The organism is Craterilacuibacter sp. RT1T (assembly GCF_023502145.1).
GTDB lineage: Bacteria > Pseudomonadota > Gammaproteobacteria > Burkholderiales > Chromobacteriaceae > Craterilacuibacter.
Genome location: NZ_JAMFLI010000002.1, coordinates 282586 through 303871 on the forward strand (window position 1 = coordinate 282586; position 21286 = coordinate 303871).

At 52.7% G+C, this 21286-nt stretch carries 17 protein-coding genes and 1 tRNA gene; 10 read left to right on the top strand and 8 right to left on the bottom strand.

Annotated elements, in window-relative coordinates; translation table 11 throughout:
- The first annotated feature begins 82 nt into the window (after positions 1-82).
- Positions 83-2095 carry an asparagine synthase (glutamine-hydrolyzing) gene (gene asnB, locus M3P88_RS05135; protein ID WP_249614976.1) on the top strand — a complete coding sequence of 671 codons (2013 nt, stop codon included), beginning with the start codon at positions 83-85 and terminating at the stop codon, positions 2093-2095.
- A gap of 352 nt (positions 2096-2447) precedes the next feature.
- On the opposite strand, the gene M3P88_RS05140 is transcribed toward asnB, so the two are convergent.
- From M3P88_RS05140 to M3P88_RS05170, 7 genes are all read right to left on the bottom strand, one after another.
- The gene (locus M3P88_RS05140) at positions 2448-2945 is read right to left on the bottom strand and encodes a hypothetical protein (protein ID WP_249614977.1); all 498 of its coding nucleotides are present in this window, start codon (positions 2943-2945) and stop codon (positions 2448-2450) included.
- Positions 2945-3265: an STAS-like domain-containing protein gene (locus M3P88_RS05145; protein WP_249614978.1), complete on the bottom strand. Its 321-nt coding sequence runs from the start codon at positions 3263-3265 to the stop codon at positions 2945-2947. Before M3P88_RS05145 ends, M3P88_RS05140 begins: the two co-directional genes overlap by 1 nt.
- A gap of 12 nt (positions 3266-3277) precedes the next feature.
- Positions 3278-4243: a hypothetical protein gene (locus M3P88_RS05150; protein ID WP_249614979.1), complete on the bottom strand. Its 966-nt coding sequence runs from the start codon at positions 4241-4243 to the stop codon at positions 3278-3280.
- Positions 4244-4459: 216 nt separating this feature from the next.
- Positions 4460-5035: a recombinase family protein gene (locus M3P88_RS05155; RefSeq protein WP_249614980.1), complete on the bottom strand. Its 576-nt coding sequence runs from the start codon at positions 5033-5035 to the stop codon at positions 4460-4462.
- 1883 nt (positions 5036-6918) lie between these two features.
- Positions 6919-8412 (bottom strand): site-specific integrase, encoded by a 1494-nt coding sequence (locus tag M3P88_RS05160; protein ID WP_249614981.1) that lies wholly within the window; start codon positions 8410-8412, stop codon positions 6919-6921.
- Between the two features lie 344 nt (positions 8413-8756).
- Positions 8757-8832: transfer RNA gene (locus M3P88_RS05165), tRNA-Thr, on the bottom strand.
- Between the two features lie 54 nt (positions 8833-8886).
- Complete coding sequence (locus tag M3P88_RS05170; protein ID WP_249614982.1) at positions 8887-9333, bottom strand: hypothetical protein; 447 nt, start codon at positions 9331-9333, stop codon at positions 8887-8889.
- Between the two features lie 130 nt (positions 9334-9463).
- On the opposite strand from M3P88_RS05170, the gene M3P88_RS05175 reads away from it, so the two are divergent.
- The 6 genes from M3P88_RS05175 to serC all read left to right on the top strand — a co-directional run bounded on the left by M3P88_RS05175 (position 9464) and on the right by serC (position 15860).
- Complete coding sequence (locus tag M3P88_RS05175; RefSeq protein ID WP_249614983.1) at positions 9464-10276, top strand: basic amino acid ABC transporter substrate-binding protein; 813 nt, start codon at positions 9464-9466, stop codon at positions 10274-10276.
- A 57-nt stretch (positions 10277-10333) separates the two neighbouring features.
- A complete protein-coding gene (locus M3P88_RS05180; RefSeq protein ID WP_124735835.1) occupies positions 10334-11077 on the top strand; it encodes an amino acid ABC transporter permease in 744 nt (247 codons plus the stop codon).
- Between the two features lie 130 nt (positions 11078-11207).
- A complete protein-coding gene (gyrA, locus tag M3P88_RS05185; protein WP_249614984.1) occupies positions 11208-13844 on the top strand; it encodes a DNA gyrase subunit A in 2637 nt (878 codons plus the stop codon).
- On the top strand, positions 13841-14308 hold the full coding sequence (locus tag M3P88_RS05190; protein WP_249614985.1) for a PaaI family thioesterase: 468 nt from the start codon (positions 13841-13843) through the stop codon (positions 14306-14308). Before gyrA ends, M3P88_RS05190 begins: the two co-directional genes overlap by 4 nt.
- Positions 14305-14748, top strand: a complete 444-nt coding sequence (locus M3P88_RS05195) for a PaaI family thioesterase (RefSeq protein ID WP_249614986.1) — start codon at positions 14305-14307, stop codon at positions 14746-14748. The genes M3P88_RS05190 and M3P88_RS05195 overlap by 4 nt, the downstream gene beginning before the upstream one ends.
- 26 nt (positions 14749-14774) lie before the next feature.
- On the top strand, positions 14775-15860 hold the full coding sequence (gene serC, locus M3P88_RS05200; protein ID WP_249614987.1) for a 3-phosphoserine/phosphohydroxythreonine transaminase: 1086 nt from the start codon (positions 14775-14777) through the stop codon (positions 15858-15860).
- A gap of 83 nt (positions 15861-15943) precedes the next feature.
- Here serC and lgt read toward each other — a convergent pair whose 3' ends face one another.
- On the bottom strand, positions 15944-16798 hold the full coding sequence (gene lgt / locus M3P88_RS05205; protein WP_249614988.1) for a prolipoprotein diacylglyceryl transferase: 855 nt from the start codon (positions 16796-16798) through the stop codon (positions 15944-15946).
- 176 nt (positions 16799-16974) lie between these two features.
- Here lgt and ilvD point away from each other — a divergent pair, with 176 nt between their 5' ends.
- From ilvD to M3P88_RS05220, 3 genes are all read left to right on the top strand, one after another.
- Positions 16975-18831: a dihydroxy-acid dehydratase gene (gene ilvD / locus M3P88_RS05210; RefSeq protein ID WP_249614989.1), complete on the top strand. Its 1857-nt coding sequence runs from the start codon at positions 16975-16977 to the stop codon at positions 18829-18831.
- A gap of 137 nt (positions 18832-18968) precedes the next feature.
- Positions 18969-19682: a substrate-binding periplasmic protein gene (locus tag M3P88_RS05215; protein ID WP_249614990.1), complete on the top strand. Its 714-nt coding sequence runs from the start codon at positions 18969-18971 to the stop codon at positions 19680-19682.
- A 450-nt stretch (positions 19683-20132) separates the two neighbouring features.
- Entirely contained in the window at positions 20133-21224 is a 1092-nt protein-coding gene (locus M3P88_RS05220) for a hypothetical protein (RefSeq protein WP_249614991.1), read from the top strand.
- Positions 21225-21286: the final 62 nt, after the last annotated feature.

Genomic DNA, 21286 nt, shown 5'->3' on the forward strand with positions numbered 1-21286 from the left:
GTGGCGAGCAGGAAGCGCTAGTTGGAGGCAGGGTGTTGTCATTCGTGGCTAGGTATCGAATCGCAAAGATTGGATTGAAACTATGTGCGGAATTACAGGCTTTCTTACGCTAGGTGGCTTTAACGCCAGTGCCGGTGAGGGATGTATCGATGTGATGACTGCGCAGCTGGATCATCGTGGGCCGGATGACCGCGGACATTGGGTGGATGCAAGGGAGGGTATCGCTTTTGGACATACGCGTTTATCCATTCTTGATTTGTCTCCTGCGGGGCATCAACCTATGGAGTCGCCAAGTAGTCGGTATGTGATGGTATTCAATGGTGAAATTTACAACCATCTTGAATTAAGAGAGAGACTTGAGCGTCTTGTAGGGTTTTCTTTGCCATGGCGTGGGCACTCTGATACTGAAACGCTGTTGGCAGGGTTTGAAAAATGGGGAATTAAAGACATGCTGTGTCAGTGTGTCGGGATGTTTGCCCTCGCGGTATGGGATAGGCAGAAGCATGATTTGACATTGGCGCGTGATCGCTACGGTGAAAAGCCTCTTTACTATGGTTGGCAGGGTCGTAGTCTAATTTTTGCTTCTGAATTGAAGTCTTGTGTTGTATTCCCGGGGTTTAAATATGAAATTGATAGGGACGCATTAGCCTTGATGATGCGCTTTGGTCATGTTCCAGCTCCTTACGCGATATACCGTGGTATGGCAAAGCTGTCTTCTGGGCATATATTGACCATTCCACAAAATCAAGGCAATGAGTCGGTAGGGTTTTCGCATTCGCAGCCATATTGGTCTGTAAATGAAGCAATGGCTGCGGGATTAAGTAATCCATTTGTTGGTAATGATGCCCAAGCTATTGATGAGTTGGAGTCATTGCTCACTAGAGCCATCCGTCAGCAACAACTTGCTGATGTACCTGTTGGTGCTTTTCTTTCTGGCGGAGTCGACTCTTCGACTGTGGTCGCTTTGATGCAGGCGCAGAGTATGCGGCCGGTTAAGACATTTGCTATTGGTTTTGCGGAGGAGGAGTTTGATGAGGCAATTCATGCGAGAAATGTTGCATTGCATTTAGGTACGGATCATACAGAACTTTATGTAAAGCCAAAAACTGCTTTGCAAATCATTCCCAAGTTGCCAGAAATATTCGATGAGCCATTTGCGGATCCATCGCAGATACCGACGTTTCTGGTTGCTCAGCTTGCGAGACAGCAGGTGACGGTTTCGTTATCGGGAGATGGGGGAGATGAGCTGTTTGGTGGCTATAACCGCTATCAATGGGTGCAGAAAGTCGAGCATAAGCTGCAAAAACTACCTATCTCAACCCGGCATTGGCTGGCTCGCACTATGGTTGGCATTCCTGTTGCCAGATGGGATGGTTTGAATGATTGGTTAAAGCCAGTATTGCCAAGTTCGCTCAAAATGGCGCATCTGGGTGACAAGCTTCATAAAATGGCCAACTCTCTTGAAGCATCAAGTCCCCAGGATTTGTACTGTGGCGTAATGTCCATATGGAAAAACCCATCACAACTTGTATTGCAATCCGAAGAGCCTTCAACTTTGTTTGATAAGCAAGTGAGTAGCTGTCGGGAGTTTGTTGACTGGATGATGGCTATAGATAGTCAGACTTATCTGCAGGATGACATGTTGGTCAAGGTTGACCGCGCGGCAATGGCGGTTGGCCTTGAGACGCGTGTGCCGATGCTGGATCATCGTGTGGCTGAGTTTGCCTGGAGATTGCCTTTGTCCATGAAAATTCGAGAGGGGAAAGGTAAGTGGATACTACGCCAGATATTGTATCGCCATGTTCCTGTATCGTTGATAGATAGGCCTAAGCAAGGTTTTAGTGTGCCGATTGGTGCTTGGTTGCGTGGGCCCTTGCGTGCTTGGGCTGAAGCTTTGCTAGATGAGCGGCGTTTGCGAGTTGAGGGATATTTTAATGTGGAGTTGGTGCGTACTGCGTGGCAAGAGCATCTTTCCGGGCGTCGCCATTGGCCCTTGCAGTTGTGGAATGTTTTGATGTTTCAAGCTTGGCTTGAGCATATGCAGACAAAGGAAATGAGTCGGACTCATTCTTTACAGCCTGTGTCTGTGGTGTAGTGGGTAAAAACGAGCGGTGGTCTGTTGATGTTGTAGAGAGGAACGGGTCTTGAATTATAAAATGAAACAGGCCTTACATTGCTGTAAGGCCTGTGAATGCTGGTGCCGACTACCGGAGACGACTTAAGCATATGATTCCATTAGTAATTATTGTATGATTGGGTGATTTTGTATTGCTTTGGAGCAGGCGTCAAGAGTGGTGATTGCTAGGTCAATTTTTGATCTGCTATGAAGTAAATATATATGACTAATTAATTACGATAACAGGCGTGAGCGCTAAATCATGATATGCGTAGTTTATGTTAAAATAACAAGTTAAATAAACCAATAAAAGCTGAGAGGATTATTTTTTTTATTTAAATGCAGTAATAAATTGTCCATGCAGTTTGTTGATGAGTTCGTGCGCAGGAAGGCTGGCTCGTAACCATGTTGAAACTAAATCATTAGCCTCAAGCGACTGTTTATCAATATCGCCGAAATCTCCGCCTGTGCAAAGTTCGAAAAATTTACTTGATTCGATTACAACTTCATTCATATTTAGAAGTTTTGTAGTTGTAAATTCATCGAATGAATAACGTTCGCGCTCAGTTAATATATGTATTAATGTATCAAGGCGTTTGAAAAGATATCTTATCTCTAGTGCGAGCCCTAAGGCTTTATCGTTAGATCCGTCTAAGGCGAGGTACTCTTTTAGAGACTCAAGAATTTTATCTACTAACTCAATTACATCCTCAACTTCAGATCTAACTTCTTTTCTTAATTCTCGCTCATTGGCCTGCTTATTGGCGACATACCACCCCATTGCAGGAATTGTCCATCCAATTATGGGTAGCCAGCTAGACAGCTCCATTAACTTATCTTTCCCAGTCGATTAGCTTCGTTTTGAATGTACTCCCAAATTCTATTGCTTTCAACGGGTAGGCCACCTTGAATAACTAGTTTGTTTTTTAAATCTTTCAATGAAAATCCAGCTCGTATTAGTCCTCCAAAAGATTCCTCTAAAAAAGAAGATCCAAATCCGATAACATCACTCAAGTCCACGATAACTTTAGAGTGGTCGCGCAGCGCTGGAATTAAAAGGTTTTCACGAAACATTACACCAGTAAATGCACCTTTTTCTCGGCCGCCCGGTGTGTCTGTAAAATCGCGTGCAATATATATTATTTTCATATGCCATAATGCTCAATGAGACGTTGTTTGGGACGCCGGTATGCCCCACGCAACTAGTGTTCCCGGTAGTTTGATATTGTAGTGTTTCCGTTTGTATCTTTCGCGCTCAGAGTCGTAGAAGAATCCGCCTCTAGCGCTTAAAATTGATAAGCCGCCTTGGTGAAGTTGCTGTGAAAATGAAAACATTTCTGGTAAGCCCTTTCCCCTGTACGGTAGTTGAGTGCTTGTGCGTGGACTGCTTACGGCCGCCTCAATTAAGCGAGCATCTTTTTTATTTAGATGTTTGAAAATATCCTGAACCATGGGTTTTGATAATAGCGACCTAGGAATTCCAACACCTTGATCATAGATCACAACACTCATTAGGCCATCTCGTACTTGAGAAAACATCCACCATTTCCTGACTGCTTTTGGAGGTAATTCATTGGATGATGGCTCAGTTTCATACGCATGATCTATTGTATTTGAAACGGCCTCATTAAGGCAGCCTGGGAAAAGAGACTTCTCTGGGTGGTCAATATAGTCACGTGCGGAAATTGCCAAGTCGCGATATTCAGCAGCGTCCATACTGTTGCCCGAATGATAGTGCCAATCCTTTACCATGCTATGGCTTGTATCCAATTCAATCATTAAGCCGAGTTGTTCTAGTATCCCGATGTGCTTGAAAAGTTGTGCAACAACAGGGTCAGAAGGTAAGGCTTTCAAGCGCAACCGGCTAGGGTATTTCGCTTTCCATACATCTATGTTAGACACGAATACAAGCGTTCCACAAGGATGTAAGGTCTTGGTATTTTTGAAGCAAATGCGGACGACAGAACCCTTTGACAAGTAGTCGTCTATCAAAAAGAGGAAGCGCATGGTTTTTTCACGATGGCTACCTTCAGTTACATCCATCACTTCAGGAGCCTCAATGACAATACTTTTTGGGCTTTTGCTTTTGCTTTTGACTTTGAGGTTTTGCTTCTGCAGGCGACGCACTGCACTGTGGGATAGTCGGATCAGTCTCTCTCGTTGAACGTTGGATATCCTCTTCAAACCAACACCTCGATGCGCGTAGGAAATGGTTTATCATTCTACAGTCCATCAGCTTCTTTTGCGCGCTAAATCATGCTCTCGGTTTTTTCACCAAGCTGCCAGCCTAGAGCGCTTAGTCGCAGATATTCGACGGCCTTCCCGTCTGAGTCTTGAGCTTTATCAAAGCGCCAGAACACCGCTTGCACTTTTGGCGCGAATCACAGTTGCCCGAGAAACCCCCAAGTCCCTAGCCGTGGCCGATACGTTGCCTTCATTGGCCTTCAGTACCTCAAGGATGGCCTTCACTGGTGTTTCCCGTGGCCTGCCCATGTGCTTACCTTCTGACCTAGCGCGTGCCATACCGGCTTCCCTGCGCTCGGTAATGATCGCCTTTTCCATCTGAGCAAGACCCGCAAGCATAGTCAGCATCATCTGGCCGGTGGGACTAGTGAGGTCGAAGGATTCCCGAAGGCTGACCACAGATACACCTTTGTTCCTTAGGGTCTCCACGGTTTGCAGTACATCAATCGTGTTGCGTCCTAGACGGTCAATAGCTGCAACTACAAGCGTATCTCCATCACGGAGGTAGTCCAGCATAGCTTTGAACTGTGGGCGAACAGGGGCGCTTGTAGACCCGCTGATGGCATCGTCCGAGAACTCCCTATCGACCCTGTAGCCCTTCGACTCGATCTGTAGACGCTGGTTAGCTACGGTCTGGTCATCAGTGGAAACGCGAAGATATGCGATGGTCGTCATGTGAAGTGCCTTCAGGGTGTTGCATAAGATTTCTGCACAATAACGAACATGTACATAAGTTGCAAATGTACTTTAGTGCATGGCTAGAATGATGTTTATCGAGGTGTCCGTAAGGATAACCTTTAGGACACTCCTACATGCACCATCACACATACACCACATGGAAACTAAGCGAGAGAGGAGGAGACCGCCACATGTCCCCCATGGCTGCACTCACTGGAAACGAGAAGGCTTCACGCGTGGTCTTTTTGCTGGGGTGCCCCCACTGGTGGGGTATGGGGGGAAACTCGGCCTTCTTCTTTAATTAGGTATGGGCTTGAATTTTTCTGCCATATTTTCATGGGTGGAGCTATGGGAAGCCTCAGTCAACACCATAGAGGTGCTTTATTGGAGGCCGTGGAGAGAACCCGAATGGAGACCCCACTAGGGGAAGACACAGGTTTATGATTATCTATGGTCTATCACAAATCAGCGATAGCTGTACTGGTCTCTAACTCAGAGTCTTACTTCAAGTATCTGGGTTCAGGTACTTTAACTATTCACCCTTGAAGTACCCTCTCTGAGTAATCCCTAATCAGGTATTCTTTATAAGACAATCACTAGATATTCTTGACAGAATGGATTAACTCTGAGTTACCTCTAAGGTCTCTTATTATATAGGTGAGCTAAATAGGAAGAGCTTAATAAGGGCAGGCGTGTCCTGTTGGAAGGCACTTCTCAATAGCCCTAGAGGCAACCCTTAATGCCCCTGCAATCTTCCGTGAGTACTGTTCCGAGCAACCATAGGCTTCCATGATGATTCCCGTAGTAATTACCGGAAGGTGCGCCAATAGGGTGAATAGGGCACGCTTACTGAGAGGACGGGTATTCCCTCCAAAGTCCAATCGTGACACCCCTGTGAGGATGTCATCAAAGGCTCTAACGAGAGCCGGAGTGGCATCTTGCTTGAACTCTGAGTAAGTCAGGAAGCCTGAAGAAAGATATTCATGCACGGCGGAATTGTTGAAGGTAATGGGCTTACGTCCTGCTGTGGCCATGGCTGGTGTCTCCTGTAAGGTAATTAGGTGGAAGTGAGGGATCGGGATGTTCTCCTTTCCCTACTGTGTTACCTAATTGCCTTCAGGGAGACCCTTATAGGATCACCTTCCTAGCTCACGGGCGTTACACTGCGTTCCCTATAGAGACTGCACTTTATTGCTAAGTAATTGATTTGCAATGGAAATTAAATATATACATCCCCCTAGCCACCAACACCACCAACGTGACCCTGATTAATGCCCCTGTGATTCCTATGGGTAACAGCTTGGAACTCCCACAAGTGATCTACAAGGGGCAAGCTGTGTTGACCGCTAAGGCCGTGGCAAAGGCTCTGGGCTGTGATGTTGATAGCGTTCAAAAGGGGTATTACCGCAACCGTACACGCTTCCAAGACGGTAAGCATGTACATGTGATAGATGCCCGTGAAGCAAAGGCTCTGGGGTTCCTGCATGTATCCGCAAAACTAAAGGGACAAATTGTCGGTTTAGATTACTTTAGGTACGCCGGTAAGGGTATGACCTTCTTCACCCGCGAAGGCGTGGGTCTCCTGTCCACCGTGGTCTCTACTGATAAGGCTTGGGCAATGCGTGATATGGCATGGGATGCCTACTTCACCCTAGAAGGTCTCGCTACTGGTGCCCTCACGGCTCAGGAAGGTGCCCGTAAGGCCGCTGAGGTAGTCAAGGCTCTGGGGTTCCTGAGCGTGGCCTCAAAATCAAACCCTCAAATTGAAGGTTTGAATTACTTCAGGTACGCCGGTAAGGGCATGACCTTCTTCACCCGTGGAGAGTCTCTAATAGCAGGTCTCCAATTTTTCCGCTATTCCGGCACTGGCATGATTCTCTTCACCTGCCGTGGCCTTGCGAAGCTCTCCATATCTCGAATGGTTCCAATAGATCGCTACTTAGGCTTGGTAGCTTGGAGAGTTCTTCAAGTGCCATCTTGGGGTCAATGCCCTTGCTGTAGCGGCCATAAGTCATATCATCCATCGTATGCCCCACAAGGCGCTTGAGGGTGATCGGGTCTACCTTGGCTCTTTCCATGTTGGTCGTGAATGAATGCCGTAGCGAGTGAAAAGACAGGTTTTCTCCCTGTACCCCTGCGCGTAGATAGAGGCTGTGGGATTTGTCAGGATGCCCATTAAACCAATTGGATACATTCCCTCCGTAGCCGTTGTGGGTCATCTTTAGTTCCAGGAATAGCCTAGGACTACCCTGCATGGCGACTTCAAGGGCAAACTCTACGAATCCTAGGCGTAGCAATTCTGGATGAATAGGAATGACACGGTTGCCTGCCTTGGATTTCGTCTTCTTGGTGTCATCGTTCTGCTGGCAAATATCTATGCACCACACATCATCCAGTTTCTTAATGTCCTGAGGGCGTAGGGATGCTATTTCGTTGACCCTTGCTCCTGTGTAGTAACCCAGTAGGGGTATCCAGAAGTGGAAGTCATGCACCGTTGCCGTACCCCTGCTAACTGGCTTTGGTGTGCGCTTTTCGGCAATACACTTGAAGATCAGGCGCAATTCATCGTTGGTGAAAGCATTCCTTTCCTCTGAGGCTTTCCCGGTACTGGTCTTGCCTAAGCCTTCTGCAATGTTCTTTTTGATAAGGCCGTTGATCTCTGCCCATTTGAGGATGGAAGACAGGCGGTTAGTATGCTTGTTCTGGGTGGTTATGCTCATGAGGGCACTAGGGGCGTGCTCCATCAGGGCAAGTTCTTTGAGGTCTTTGGTATCAGGGAATCGTTTGCTGGCCTGTGCGGGGTAGTTGCTTATCAACTCTGAGACCTGAACAAAGTCTTTACGGGTCAAGGTATCGACAGGCTGGGGCGGTACAAGCGCAATCAGGACACGAATCAGGGCTTCTGTTTCAAGTTCGGTCTTGTCAGTCCATTTGCCCTTCATCTTTTGTTCGTGTGTGTACTGCTCTGCAAGCTGGGTAAAGGTATAACCGTTACTACTAGGCGCTTCTGGGGCTGCAGTAGGGGCTTGCTGGGTAGCTTGAGGTATGGCTGGTGGTGGCTCTTTAAAGGCGTCTGCAAGGGCAGCTATAGACCCTGAGGCTCCATGCGTAGCGAGATGAACTAAGGGCATGGCATTGCCTTGCATCTTGGCTAGCGTAGCTTTGTTGATCTCAAGCTGGGCATGCATCTTGATGAAGTCTTCAGGATCCCCTGTAGCCCGTTCTATCTTCCTTTGCAGGCACTCGTTAGCCCATCTGAGGTTGTCTAAATCGTCTATCGCATCATCAGATATAAAGGTGCGCAACGTGTCCTTCGCATCCTCTCTGAGTTCCTGCATGATTTCTTTAAGGCGCTGCTGGGTGGTAATGGGCATGACTGTTGCGGCTGTAAATCGTCTTGATAATGATTTGCTAATTCTACTGGAAAGCCCCTTAGCTGTCCTTCGGTCGCCTGTACGGAGACTTAGGGTGACTTCGCCTAGCTGTGGGAATACTTGTCGGAAGTAATAGGAAGCCCCTCTGAGTCTGAGGTGTTGTGCAAACTCGTCTGGCTTGAAGCGAAGGGAGGGTAGGGCGGAAGCTGAAAATGAAAAAGCTCCCATGACTCCTTCGTGGACTCCATCATGATCGCCTTTCGGTTGGATCACTTTGGAACACTCTGGGCATGAGAGCCTTAAGGTTGTTGAACTATTATGACTATTCAACAACTTACATACGGTGGTGCCGACTACCGGAATCGAACTGGTGACCTACTGATTACAAGGCAGTTGCTCTACCAACTGAGCTAAGTCGGCTTAGGTGAAGAATTATGCCCTGATTTTTTTTATTTGGCAAGCCCGGTAATTGTTTTATTTTTTTCTGGTGTTTGCTCGTTTGTGCTTCTTGGCGCTTGCTAGCTGTTTTTTATTGCCTTTGGTCGCGCCGGATAGCTTACGTTTGCTTGAGGTCCGGTTTTTTTTGAGTGTGTCTTTTTTGTGTGACGAAAGCTGAGTCCTGCTGCTTGCTTTGCTTGTCGTAGCTTGTTTTTTGCTGCTTACACGCTTGCCGGTACGTTGCTGGGCAGGCTTTTTTGCTTTGGCTTTGCGTGTGCTGATGCTTTGGGTTTTGCTGGCTTGATGCCTGTTGACCGTCTTGCGGGTCAGGATTTTGCTGGGCTTTGTTTGCGCAGCTGTGGCACGTTTTGTGCTGTGTGTGATTTGCGTATCACCCGGCAGAGGCAGGTCTTCTGCCTGGGCGGTAAAGGGACTGAATAAGGCGAACGAGACCAGAGCAGCAAAAAAAGTACGGAAGCGCATGAAAGTAATGGTATTTGGGTGAAGGTTGGAATGTTATGCCAATGCATTGTGATGTGACGGACACGTTGTTATAGTAACACGCAGGGCCGTTGCGCCTTGTTATGTTACCAAACCTGAGGGGACATAGAAGATGAAGCAAACAAGAAGAAGTGTTCTGGCAACCCTGTTGATGGGGTCGCTGTTTCTGGTCGGTTGTGGCCAGAAACAAGATGCTCAAACGCAAGATGGTGCAGGCGCGCCACAAGCGGGCGCAGAAGTGAAAACCTATGTGGTGGGGTCTGATGCGGCCTATGCGCCCTTCGAGTTCCAGAACGATAAGGGCGAGGTGGTCGGTTTTGATATGGATGTCCTCAATGCCGTTGCTGAAAAAGGCGGCTTCAAGGTTAAGGTCATCAATACGCCATGGGAAGGTATTTTTGCCACGCTGGAGCAGGGGGATCGCGACATTATTGTGTCCTCGGTGACGATTACCGATGAGCGCAAGCAGTCGATGGATTTCTCTTCGCCTTATTTTGAGGCGCGCCAGTTGATTGCAACCGGCAAGGGTGGAGAGTCGATCAAGTCGTTTCAGGATCTGAAGGGCAAGAAGGTCGCCGTGCAGACCGGCACAACTGGCGATGAGGTGGTGCAGAACCTGCTGGGCAAGACGAGTGTTGATATCAAGCGCTTCGAGAGTACGCCTTTGGCACTGAAGGAGCTTGAGAACGGTGGTGTGCAGGCGGTGGTTGGAGACAATGGCGTAGTGCAGAACTATGTGTCCAATAATCCGGCTAGCAATCTGCGTATGGTTGAGGATACCCAAAGCTTCCAGCCGGAGTTTTACGGTATGGCGGTGAAGAAGGGTAATCAGGCCTTGTTGGATAAGCTGAATGCAGGTATTCAGGCTATCAAGTCTGACGGGACATATGACAAGATTCACGCCAAGTACTTTGGTGCCAAGTAATTAGATGTAAGGGCCGGCATGGTGTTTGTGCCGGCCTGTGCACTCTCGGAGAAGAGTATGGAAATGCGTTGGGGAATGATTGTTGAGTATGCACCGCTGTTTATCGACGGCGCTGTAATGACTCTGGTTATCACCTTGATTGCGGTGGTGTTTGGTAGCCTGATTGGCTTGTTTATGGGGATGGCGCGTCTGGCTTCGGCGCCGCATGGCTTTGCCCGGTTTTTTCTTGAGTACTTCGTCAAGTGGCCAGCCACGGCCTATGTGACATTTTTCCGTGGTACGCCCTTGTTTGTCCAGATCTTGCTGGCACACTTTGCCTTGATGCCGGCTTTGATTCATCCGGTTGATGGTCTGCTGATTGATGGCGATTTGGCGCGCGAAATTCGTCAGAACTACGGTGCTTTCATTTCCGGATTGTTGGCGCTAACGCTGAATGCGGGTGCATACATTACCGAGATTTTCCGTGCTGGTATCCAGTCCATTGACAAGGGGCAGGTTGAGGCCGCACGTTCACTGGGGCTGACTTATGGTCAGGCCATGCGCTTTGTGGTGGTGCCGCAGGCGTTTCGTCGCATGTTGCCGCCTTTGGGGAACGAGGCAATCATGCTGCTTAAGGATTCGTCGCTGGTGTCCGCCATCGGCTTGGCTGAGCTGGCTTTTGCTGCACGTACGGTGGCGGGCGTGTACTCGCGCTATTGGGAGCCGTATCTGACCATCTCGTTTATGTATCTGGCGCTCACCATGCTGATGGCTTGGGGTCTGTCCCGCTTGGAAAAACACTACCAGCTTGCTTCCCGCTGAGCCAACTGCGTCATTGTTGCACTAGGGCCGGCCTTGCGTCGGCCTTTTGCTTGGCTGCGGCATGCGCCGGGGGCGTTGCCATGGTAGAATGACCCTCTATTGCCATCAAAAGAAGACAGTGCGCTAACCCATGACAGATCAGCTTTTCGCCAAGGAAACGATCCCGGTCAGCCTGGAAGAAGAAATGCGTCGCTCCTACCTCGATTACGCCATGAGCGTGATCGTGGGACGCGCCCTTCCGGATGTCCGTGACGGCCTCAAGCCGGTGCACCGCCGTGTGCTTTTTGCCATGCACGAACTTTCCAATGACTGGAATCGTGCCTACAAAAAATCCGCCCGTATTGTCGGCGATGTGATCGGTAAGTATCACCCGCACGGCGACATCGCTGTATACGACACCATCGTCCGCATGGCGCAGGATTTTTCGCTGCGTTATCCGCTGGTTGATGGTCAGGGCAACTTCGGTTCGGTCGATGGCGACAACGCCGCCGCGATGCGATATACCGAAATCCGTATGGCGCGCATCGCGCACGAACTCTTGTCCGATCTCGAAAAAGAAACCGTCGATTTCGGTCCTAACTACGACGGCTCGGAGCACGAGCCGCTGGTCATGCCGGCCAAGATTCCCAACCTGCTGATTAACGGCAGTTCGGGTATTGCGGTGGGTATGGCGACCAATATCCCTCCGCATAACCTGAATGAAGTGATCGATGGCTGCCTGGCTTTGCTTGGCAATGCCGAGATCACCATCGACGAGCTGATCGATATCATTCCTGCGCCGGACTTTCCGACGGCGGGCATCATCTATGGCGTAGCCGGCGTCAAGGAGGGCTACCGTACCGGGCGTGGTCGCGTGATTATGCGTGCCCGCGCGCACTTTGAAGACATCGGCAAGGGCGACCGCCAGGCGATTATCGTCGACGAGTTGCCGTACCAGGTCAATAAAGCGCGTCTGCTGGAGCGCATCAGCGAGCTGGTGCGTGAAAAGCTGATCGAGGGCATTTCTGACCTGCGTGACGAGTCGGACAAATCCGGCATGCGCATGGTGATCGAGCTTAAGCGCGGCGAAATGCCCGAGGTGGTGCTTAACCAGCTGTATAAGCTGACCCAGCTGCAAGATAGCTTCGGTATGAATATGGTGGCACTGGTCGATGGCCAGCCGCGCCTGTTGAACCTTAAGCAGATGCTGGACGAGTTCCTGCGTCACCGCCGTGAAGTCATCACTCGCCGTACCATTTTCGAGCTGAAAAAAGCGCGTGACCGTGGCCATATTCTCGAAGGTTTGGCCGTTGCCCTGTCTAACGTCGATGAAATCATCGCGCTGATCAAGGCTTCCGAGGCGCCGCCGCTGGCGAAAGCCGGCCTGATGGCACGCCCATGGCGCTCGTCGCTGGTTGAGGACATGCTGTCGCGTGTCGATCAGACGATGGCGCGTCCGGAAACCTTGTCGCCGGAATACGGCTTGAAGGACGATGGTTACCATCTGTCCGACATTCAGGCGCAGGCCATTCTGGAGCTGCGTTTGCAACGTCTGACCGGGCTTGAGCAGGACAAGATCGTTGGCGAATATCGCGAAATCATGGATGTGATTCTGGATTTGATCGATATTCTGGCGCATCCGGAGCGGGTGAACCAGATTATTGCCGACGAGATGAACGCGATCAAAACCCAGTTTGGGGATGCGCGCCGCTCCGAGATCGAGCCTTTCGGTGCCGACATCAATATCGAAGACCTGATTACGCCGCAGGATATGGTGGTCACGATTTCGCACACCGGTTATATCAAGGCGCAGCCGGTAGGCGACTACCAGAGCCAGCGTCGCGGTGGCCGTGGCAAGCTGGCGGCAGCGACCAAGGATGCCGACTTTGTCGAAACCCTGTTTGTTGCCAATACCCACGACTTCCTGCTGTGCTACTCGAGTCTGGGGCGCTGTTACTGGATCAAGGTCTATAACGTGCCGCAGGGCGGGCGTACCAGTCGCGGCAAGCCCATGGTGAATGTCTTGGCGCTGGCCGAGGGCGAGCGCATCAATGCGGTGTTGCCGGTGAAAGAGTTCCGCGAAGACCAGTATGTCTTTATGGCGACCGGCAACGGTACCGTGAAGAAGACGCCGCTGACCGATTTCTCCCGTCCGCGGACTTCCGGCATTATCGCGGTGAATCTGGACGAAGGCGACAAGCTGATCGGTGTGGCGCTGACCGGCGGCGACGACGAGGTGATGTTGTTCTCCGATGCCGGCAAGTCGGTACGCTTCAACGAAAATGCCGTGCGCGCCATGGGGCGTAATGCGACCGGCGTACGCGGCATGGCCTTGCAGGACGGCCAGCAGGTGATTTCGCTACTGGTGACCACGGCCGAAGAACAGCAGGTGCTGACTGCCACTGAAAATGGCTACGGCAAGCGTACGCCAGTTGGTGATTACCGCCTGACCAGCCGCGGCACGCAGGGCGTGATCGCCATCGATACCGGCGAGCGTAACGGCAAGCTGGTGGCGGCGACACTGGTTGAAGAATCAGATGACGTGATGCTGATCACCACCGGCGGCGTCCTGATCCGTACCAAGGTATCGCAAGTACGCGAAACCGGTCGTGCAGCGCAGGGTGTACGCCTGATCAATCTGGATGAAGGCGAGAAGCTGATCGGTCTGGAAAAAGTGGCCGAGGCTGAAGTCGAAGCGGATGCCGAACTGGAAGAGGGACTGGACGCTGCCGGCACCACCGATAGTGTTGCCGCACCAGAAACGCCAGACGAAGGCGTTAGCGAATGAGTACCCGCCCCATCAATCCTAAGGTTATGGAGACGATGGGGCAACTCTTCGTATCCTTACCGCATTGCCAGACGCTGGGCATGCAGTGGGTCGGCGTCGAAGGGCGCAAACCCACACTCAAAATAGAATGGCGCGAAGATCTGGTCGGCAATCCGGCCAGCGGCGTGATCCACGGCGGGGTGATTACCTCGCTGGTGGATACGACCAGTGCCATTGCCGTTACCGCCAATCTGCCCGATTTCGAAACGATCGCTACGCTAGACTTGCGTATCGATTATCTGACTGCCGCCAAACCCGGCAAACCCATCTTCTGTACTGCCGAATGCTATCGTCTGGCAGGCCAGGTCGCCTTTACCCGTGCCATTTGTTATCAGGATAGTGTGGACGCCCCCATCGCCCACGGTGTGGCTACGTTTATGCGAGATTCCAGCCGGGTGCCCATGGTGGAAGGGGGTAAGGCATGAGCGCCTTTATGCAACGCTTCGCCAGTCTGCGGGAAGCGGGTGATTGTGCCGCCATTATCGAAGCCATTCCCTATGCCCGCCTGATGGGCGTCGAGTTTTGCGAACAGCCCGAGGGTGAATTGCTGTTTTCCTTGCCGTTTCACACGCGCAATATTGGCAACACCATGTTGCCGGCACTGCATGGCGGCCTGATCGGCGGTTTTCTGGAAAATGCGGCACTGATCCATCTGATCTGGAATCGTGATTCGCTGGAAGCGCCGAAGATCGTTGATTTCTCGCTCGATTACCTGCGCTCGGCAAGGGCGCAGACCTTGTATGCCCGTTGTGAAATAACCAAGCAGGGCAAGCGGGTTGCCCATGTATTGATAGAAGCCTGGCAGGAAGACCGGGCCAAACCTGTTGCCGTCGCGCGCGCGCACTTTTTGCTGACGACAGGCTGAAACCGATAAGACAAAGGAAGCGGTCCATGACGAAGCTGTTCAACTTTTCTGCAGGTCCTGCGGTGCTGCCGCATGCCGTCCTGGCCGAGGCACAGGCCGATATGCTGGACTGGCATGGTTCAGGTATGTCGGTGATGGAAATGAGCCATCGCGGACGCGAATTCATGGAGATCATTCATGATGCCGAGCAGGATCTCAGGCAGTTGATGGCGGTGCCGGCAGGTTATAAGGTGCTGTTTTTGCAAGGGGGCGCCTCGCAACAGTTTGCCATGGTGCCGATGAATCTGCTGGCGGGCAAAGCCTCGGCCGATTATGTGAATACCGGGCATTGGTCCAAGCTGGCGATCAAGGAGGCCTCGCGTTTTGCCAAGGTGAATGTGGTCGCCAGCGCCGAAGATCGGGGTTTTAGCTATGTGCCGGATCAAAGCGTCTGGCAGTGCGACCCCGAGGCGGCTTATCTGCACTACACCTCGAACGAGACGATAGGGGGCGTGCAGTTCCCCTTTGTGCCGGATGCCGGCAAGGTGCCGCTGGTGTGTGATATGTCCAGTGACTTCCTGTCGCACGAGATTGATGTGGCCAAATTTGGCCTGATCTATGCCGGTGCGCAAAAGAACATCGGCCCATCCGGTCTGGTGGTGGTGATTGTACGCGAAGACCTGCTGGGACACGCGTTGCCGGGTACACCGACCATGCTGGATTATCAGGTGCATGCCAACGCCGACTCGATGTACAACACGCCGCCAACTTATCCTATCTATATCGCCGGTCTGGTATTCAAGTGGCTGAAAGAGCAGGGCGGGGTCAAGGGTATGGCGGCGCGCAATAGCGAGAAGGCCGGGCTTTTGTATCATGCCATCGCGTCCAGCAATGGTTTTTATTCGACCCATGTGGCCGAGGCTGACCGCTCGCAGATGAATGTGGTGTTCCGCCTGAAAGATGAGGCGCTAGACGAGGCGTTTGTCGCCGAAGCCAAAAAGCGGGGGCTGGTGCAGCTCAAGGGTCACCGCGTGGTCGGCGGGATGCGCGCCTCCATCTATAACGCCATGCCTATCGAGGGTGTGAAGGCGCTGGTTGGTTTTATGGGTGAATTTGCGCATCAGCATGGTTAAATTGCTGACTGTTTTGAAGAGCCCACCCCGTGAGTATCCGCAACGGGGTGGGTTTTTTTAATGCATTCGGTACGCCAGCAAGTCTATTGGCGCGCTTTGCTTTTTCCTGCCCAGGCATATACCAAAATGCCGGTTGCTATCATCGGCAGGCTTAGCCACTGCCCCATGCTGATGGCGTAGGACTGGCCGAAAATGCCGGCGTCCGGGGTGCGGAAAAACTCGGCGCAGAAGCGGAATACACCGTAGCCCATCAGGAAGACTGCCGAGACGCGACCCGTGGCGCGCGGTTTGGCACTATAGAGCCAGAGAATGACAAACAGTGCGATGCCTTCCAGCGCAAACTGGTAAAGCTGCGACATATGGCGCGGCAGGCCGCCTTGCGTCAGGTAGGTCTGCAGTAGCTCCGGGTATTGCTGAACCCAGTTCATGTCTTCAATTCGCGCCTGCGGAAATACCATGGCCCATGGTGCATCGGCGCGGGTCACGCGTCCCCAGAGTTCGCCATTGATAAAATTGCCTACGCGTCCGGCGGCAAGGCCCAAGGGCACCAGGGGTGCGATAAAATCGGTGATCTGCCAGAAAGTCTGGCCATGGCGGCGGGCGAACAGCCACATGGCAAACAGTACGCCGAGAAAGCCGCCATGAAACGACATGCCGCCTTTCCATACCATCAGGATTTCAGCCGGATGAGCAAGGTAGTAGCCTGGCTGATAGAACAGCACTTCACCCAGGCGTCCGCCGACGACGACACCCAGTACGCCGTACATTAGTAGGTCATCCAGCAGTTTTGGGGTCATGAAGCTATGGCCGGCCTTAATGCGGACATTGCCCAGCCAGATAAAACACATGAAACCCACTAAGTACATTAAACCGTACCAATGGATGGCGAGTGGTCCCAGGTGGATAGCCACCGGGTCGAATTGCGGATGAATGAGCATTTGTCAGGTGGTGTGCGAATGGGGTAAAAGGAGTGTGACGAAATTATACGTAAAAGTGTTCCCCCGTGCCTCGCTTCCTACCCCGGAGTGGGCACGATGCCTCAACGCAAGGTGGTGCCGGTGCACAATGCCGGCCGGAGGAATGCCGGACTCAGATCGAACCTCAAGGAAAAAGCATGCCGCAATATCGTTCACGCACTACCACGGCTGGCCGCAATATGGCCGGCGCCCGCGCCTTGTGGCGCGCCACCGGGATGAAGGATGATGATTTTGAAAAACCTATCATCGCCATTGCCAACTCGTTCACCCAATTTGTGCCGGGTCATGTGCATCTGCACAATATGGGCCAACTGGTGGCGCGCGAAATAGAACGCGCCGGCGGCGTGGCTAAAGAATTCAACACCATTGCCGTGGATGACGGTATTGCCATGGGACATAGCGGCATGCTGTATAGCCTGCCTTCGCGCGAGCTGATTGCCGACTCGGTCGAATATATGGTGAATGCACACTGCGCCGATGCGCTGGTGTGTATCTCTAATTGCGACAAGATCACGCCCGGTATGCTGATGGCGGCCATGCGGCTGAATATTCCGGTGGTGTTCGTGTCCGGCGGGCCGATGGAAGCGGGTAAGGTGCAGTGGGGTAATGATATCCGCAAACTGGATCTGGTCGATGCCATGGTCGAGGCGGCCGACAGCCGTATCTCGGACGAGGATGTGGCCAAGGTCGAGCGCTCGGCCTGTCCGACCTGTGGTTCGTGCTCGGGCATGTTTACTGCCAATTCGATGAACTGCCTGACCGAGGCGCTGGGCCTGTCCTTGCCGGGCAACGGCTCGATGCTGGCTACGCATGCAGATCGCAAAGAGCTATTCCTCAAGGCGGGACGCACCATTGTCGATCTGGCGCGCCGTTATTATGAAGGTGATGATGTCTCGGTTTTGCCGCGCAGCATCGGTTCCAAGCGGGCATTCGAGAATGCCATGGCGCTGGATGTGGCCATGGGCGGCTCGACCAATACCGTATTGCATTTGCTGGCGGCCGCCAGTGAAGCCGAAGTCGATTTCAAGATGGCCGATATCGACCGCATTTCGCGTTCGGTGCCGTGTTTGGCCAAAGTGGCACCGGCAACGCAGAAATATCATATGGAAGACGTGCACCGCGCTGGCGGGGTGATGGCCATTCTGGCCGAGCTGGATCGAGCCGGCATCCTGCATCGCGACCTGCCGACCGTGCACAGCCCTAGCATGGGCGACGCGCTGGCGGTATGGGATATTTGCGTCAATAACCCGGACAGCGAGACGCACCGATTCTATCGTGCGGCGCCCGGCGGCGTGCCGACCACCATCGCGTTTTCGCAAAGCATGCGTTACCCCGAGCTGGATCTGGACCGCGCGCAGGGGTGTATCCGCGATAAGGCCCATGCTTATTCGCAGGATGGGGGCTTGGCGGTGTTGTATGGCAATATTGCCGAGCGTGGTTGCATCGTGAAAACGGCGGGGGTGGATGACTCCATTCTCAAGTTCACCGGCCGTGCGCGCCTGTTCGAGAGTCAGGATGATGCCGTGGCGGCGATTCTGGCGGACCGTATCGTTGAGGGTGATGTGGTGGTGATTCGCTATGAGGGCCCCAAGGGTGGGCCGGGTATGCAGGAAATGCTGTATCCGACCTCTTACCTTAAGTCCAAAGGGCTGGGTAAAGCGTGTGCATTGCTGACCGATGGTCGTTTCTCTGGCGGAACCTCGGGTCTGTCTATCGGTCATGTGTCACCCGAGGCGGCCGAAGGGGGGGCTATCGGTCTGGTAGAGGAGGGCGACACGATCTTGATCGATATTCCGGCGCGCAGCATTGTCCTGCAAGTGACGGATGAAGAAATGGCACAGCGCCGCCGTGCGATGGAGGCGCGTGGTGTGGCGGCGTGGAAGCCGCTGGATCGTAACCGTGTAGTCAGCCCGGCATTGCGTGCTTATGCCGCGATGACGACTAGTGCCGACACCGGCGCGGTGCGTGATGTTTCGCAGCTGGAGCGGCGCTGAGGGGTTTTGGCCTGTTGTTGTGAGCGGGTCGCTATGGCGACCCGTTTTTATTGGATAAATACTAAGGGTCGGTTGTGGGTTATACGGGGCAAAGCATGGGGCGGCGGGCTTTTTTGGCGAGTGCGCTGGCGGGGGCGTTGACTGCTTGCAATGAGGGGCAATCACCGCTGGGTAGCTTGTTTGGCAGGGGGAGTGCACAGCCCTTGCGTGTCGGTATCAACGCCGCTTACGCGCCGTTCGAGTCGCTGGACGCGCGCGGTGAGCCTGTCGGTTTTGATGTCGACTTGATGCGTTTGCTTGCTTCGCATATGGGGCGGGAGCTGGTGTTTGTGAATCTGCCATGGCGGCGCCTGTTGCAGTCGCTAGCGCAAAGACGCTTGGATGTAGTGATTTCGGCCGTTGCGGTTACGCCGGCACGCATGCGTAATTTCTTGTTTACCACGCCTTATTATCGCGAGCGGCAGGGTTTGCTGCGCGCACAGGCGCTGGCAGCGCTGCCGGTGCAGCAAATCAGGCGTATCGGTGTGCTGGAGTACAGTCGTGCCGATGATCACTTGGCGCGACTTGGTGTTGAGCCCCAGCAAATCAAGGCTTACCCGGATGCTGCGCTGATGCAGGCGGCCTATCGGGCAGGCGAAGTCGATGCTTTATTTGGCGATGAGCATGTGTTGCGGGTGTTGCATGTTGAAGCCGCAGATAAGCTTAGCTTTGATTCTGCGTTCGGACTGGATGAGTATGCAATTGTGTTGCCTATGGGGGCGGAGGATTTGCAGGCGCAGCTGAATCGGTCGTTGCAGGTGTTTGAGCGTAGCGGTGCGCTGGCGGCACTGGTGCGTCAGCTGGATATGTGAGGCTGAATGTTCGAAATTGTTGTTTTTTGCCGCTTTTAGGTCTTGGGGCGGATGTTGTGTGTCGCGACGGGACTTGTTTGAGTTGCTGTCGTGCGCAGATAAGGGGTGTGGCTGAAGCGGCGGTATTAATTAATGATTAAAAATCAGTGTGTTGCGATTGCTTGTAAACGACAGGCAAAAAAATGCGCGGGATTTGTGGGCCCGCGCCAAGTCTACAAAGGAGAAATAGAGGAGAAACTATCAAGAAGCATCACTGCATCTCAACAAGATCGAATTATCGGTTTTTAGTGGTGTACTGTCAATCAATCCATGTTCTTAAATCATCAAAATGTAAGAAAACGTCGCAATTTATGACATTGGATGTCGTTAAACGAAAGTATCCATCTTGCTAGATACTGAATATACGTTATATGCCACAATACCCGTTTTACATTGCCGTTTGATGACACCATGCCTAGTCAGCTTCCTGATCCGCGTCAATACCCCGCTTTACTCGCTTCTAACCGCCTGATACACCACGCCGTTGCTGCGCTTGATGCCAAAACAGATGCCGATGCCGAATCGTGGCGCGAGGGATTGCGCCTGGCGTTGGGTGATGTGCTCAAGCGCGACGATATGTTGACCCTGTCGGTTGCGCTGGCGATGGCCCCCTCTACGCTTGCCTATCGCGAACTATGGCAGGCCTTGCGTGCTGCGGCCGAGCAGGCCGAAGGCCGGCACGTGTTGCTGTTTGCCATGCCACTGGTGCTGGTAGCGGCCGCCGACGGTGAAGTTTGTCTGCCGGCTGAAATTAGCGATGTGGCGGGACTTAACGCCTTGCTGCGCCAGTATGCGGTATTTTCTCCTGGCGCTGAAGTGTGGCTGGGGGGGGCTTTGTTGCATCCGGATACGGTGTCTGATATTTCGGCTGGCCAGATCTATCGTGCGACGCATGAAGCGGCAAGCATGATGGATGCCTTGCCGGCTAATCTGGCTGGCCGTGCGGTAAGCGTGCACAAGGATGGTGTTTTCCTGCGTTACCTCCTGGGGGTTGCCGTGCAGGAAGAGGGGCGTCCGTCTGCGCTTAAACTCGGCGGCACCGTTGGTACGTGGGGCTTGCCATTGATGAAGTTTTTGGGTGAGCAGCTGAAAACGGCAGGGCTTAATCTGTTTCCGATTGCCCGCCCCCCGCAAATGTTGATGCAGGCCATGGTGGAAGGTGGCAAGGCGCGGCATGAGGTTGCGCTGCAGGCTTTTGCCAGTAGCCAAATTCGCCGTCTGCGTGATAAATCGCTGGTGCCGGTTGCGGTATTGGCTGCCCATAGTGGTGGTGAGTTGCGTTTCACCTTGTCGGCGGCTAGTGGCGAGGGTGCGGATGAGGGTTTTGTCTGGACGCTGTCGCCACTGGATTCGGTGCCGGCAATTGAAGCCATGGTGCGCGAATTGATGGCCGAGTGTCAGGTCGAGGATGTGCGCATCGTCACGGGCTTGATGGCCGAAACAGAGCAAGGTGAGCGTCTATTTCTGCATGCCGGCAATACTGGACCGGCGTTTGCGCACTGATTTACCTGCATGAGCGGGGAAAGCCGCCGTGTGTATGCGGCAAATGATGTAAAATCACGCCT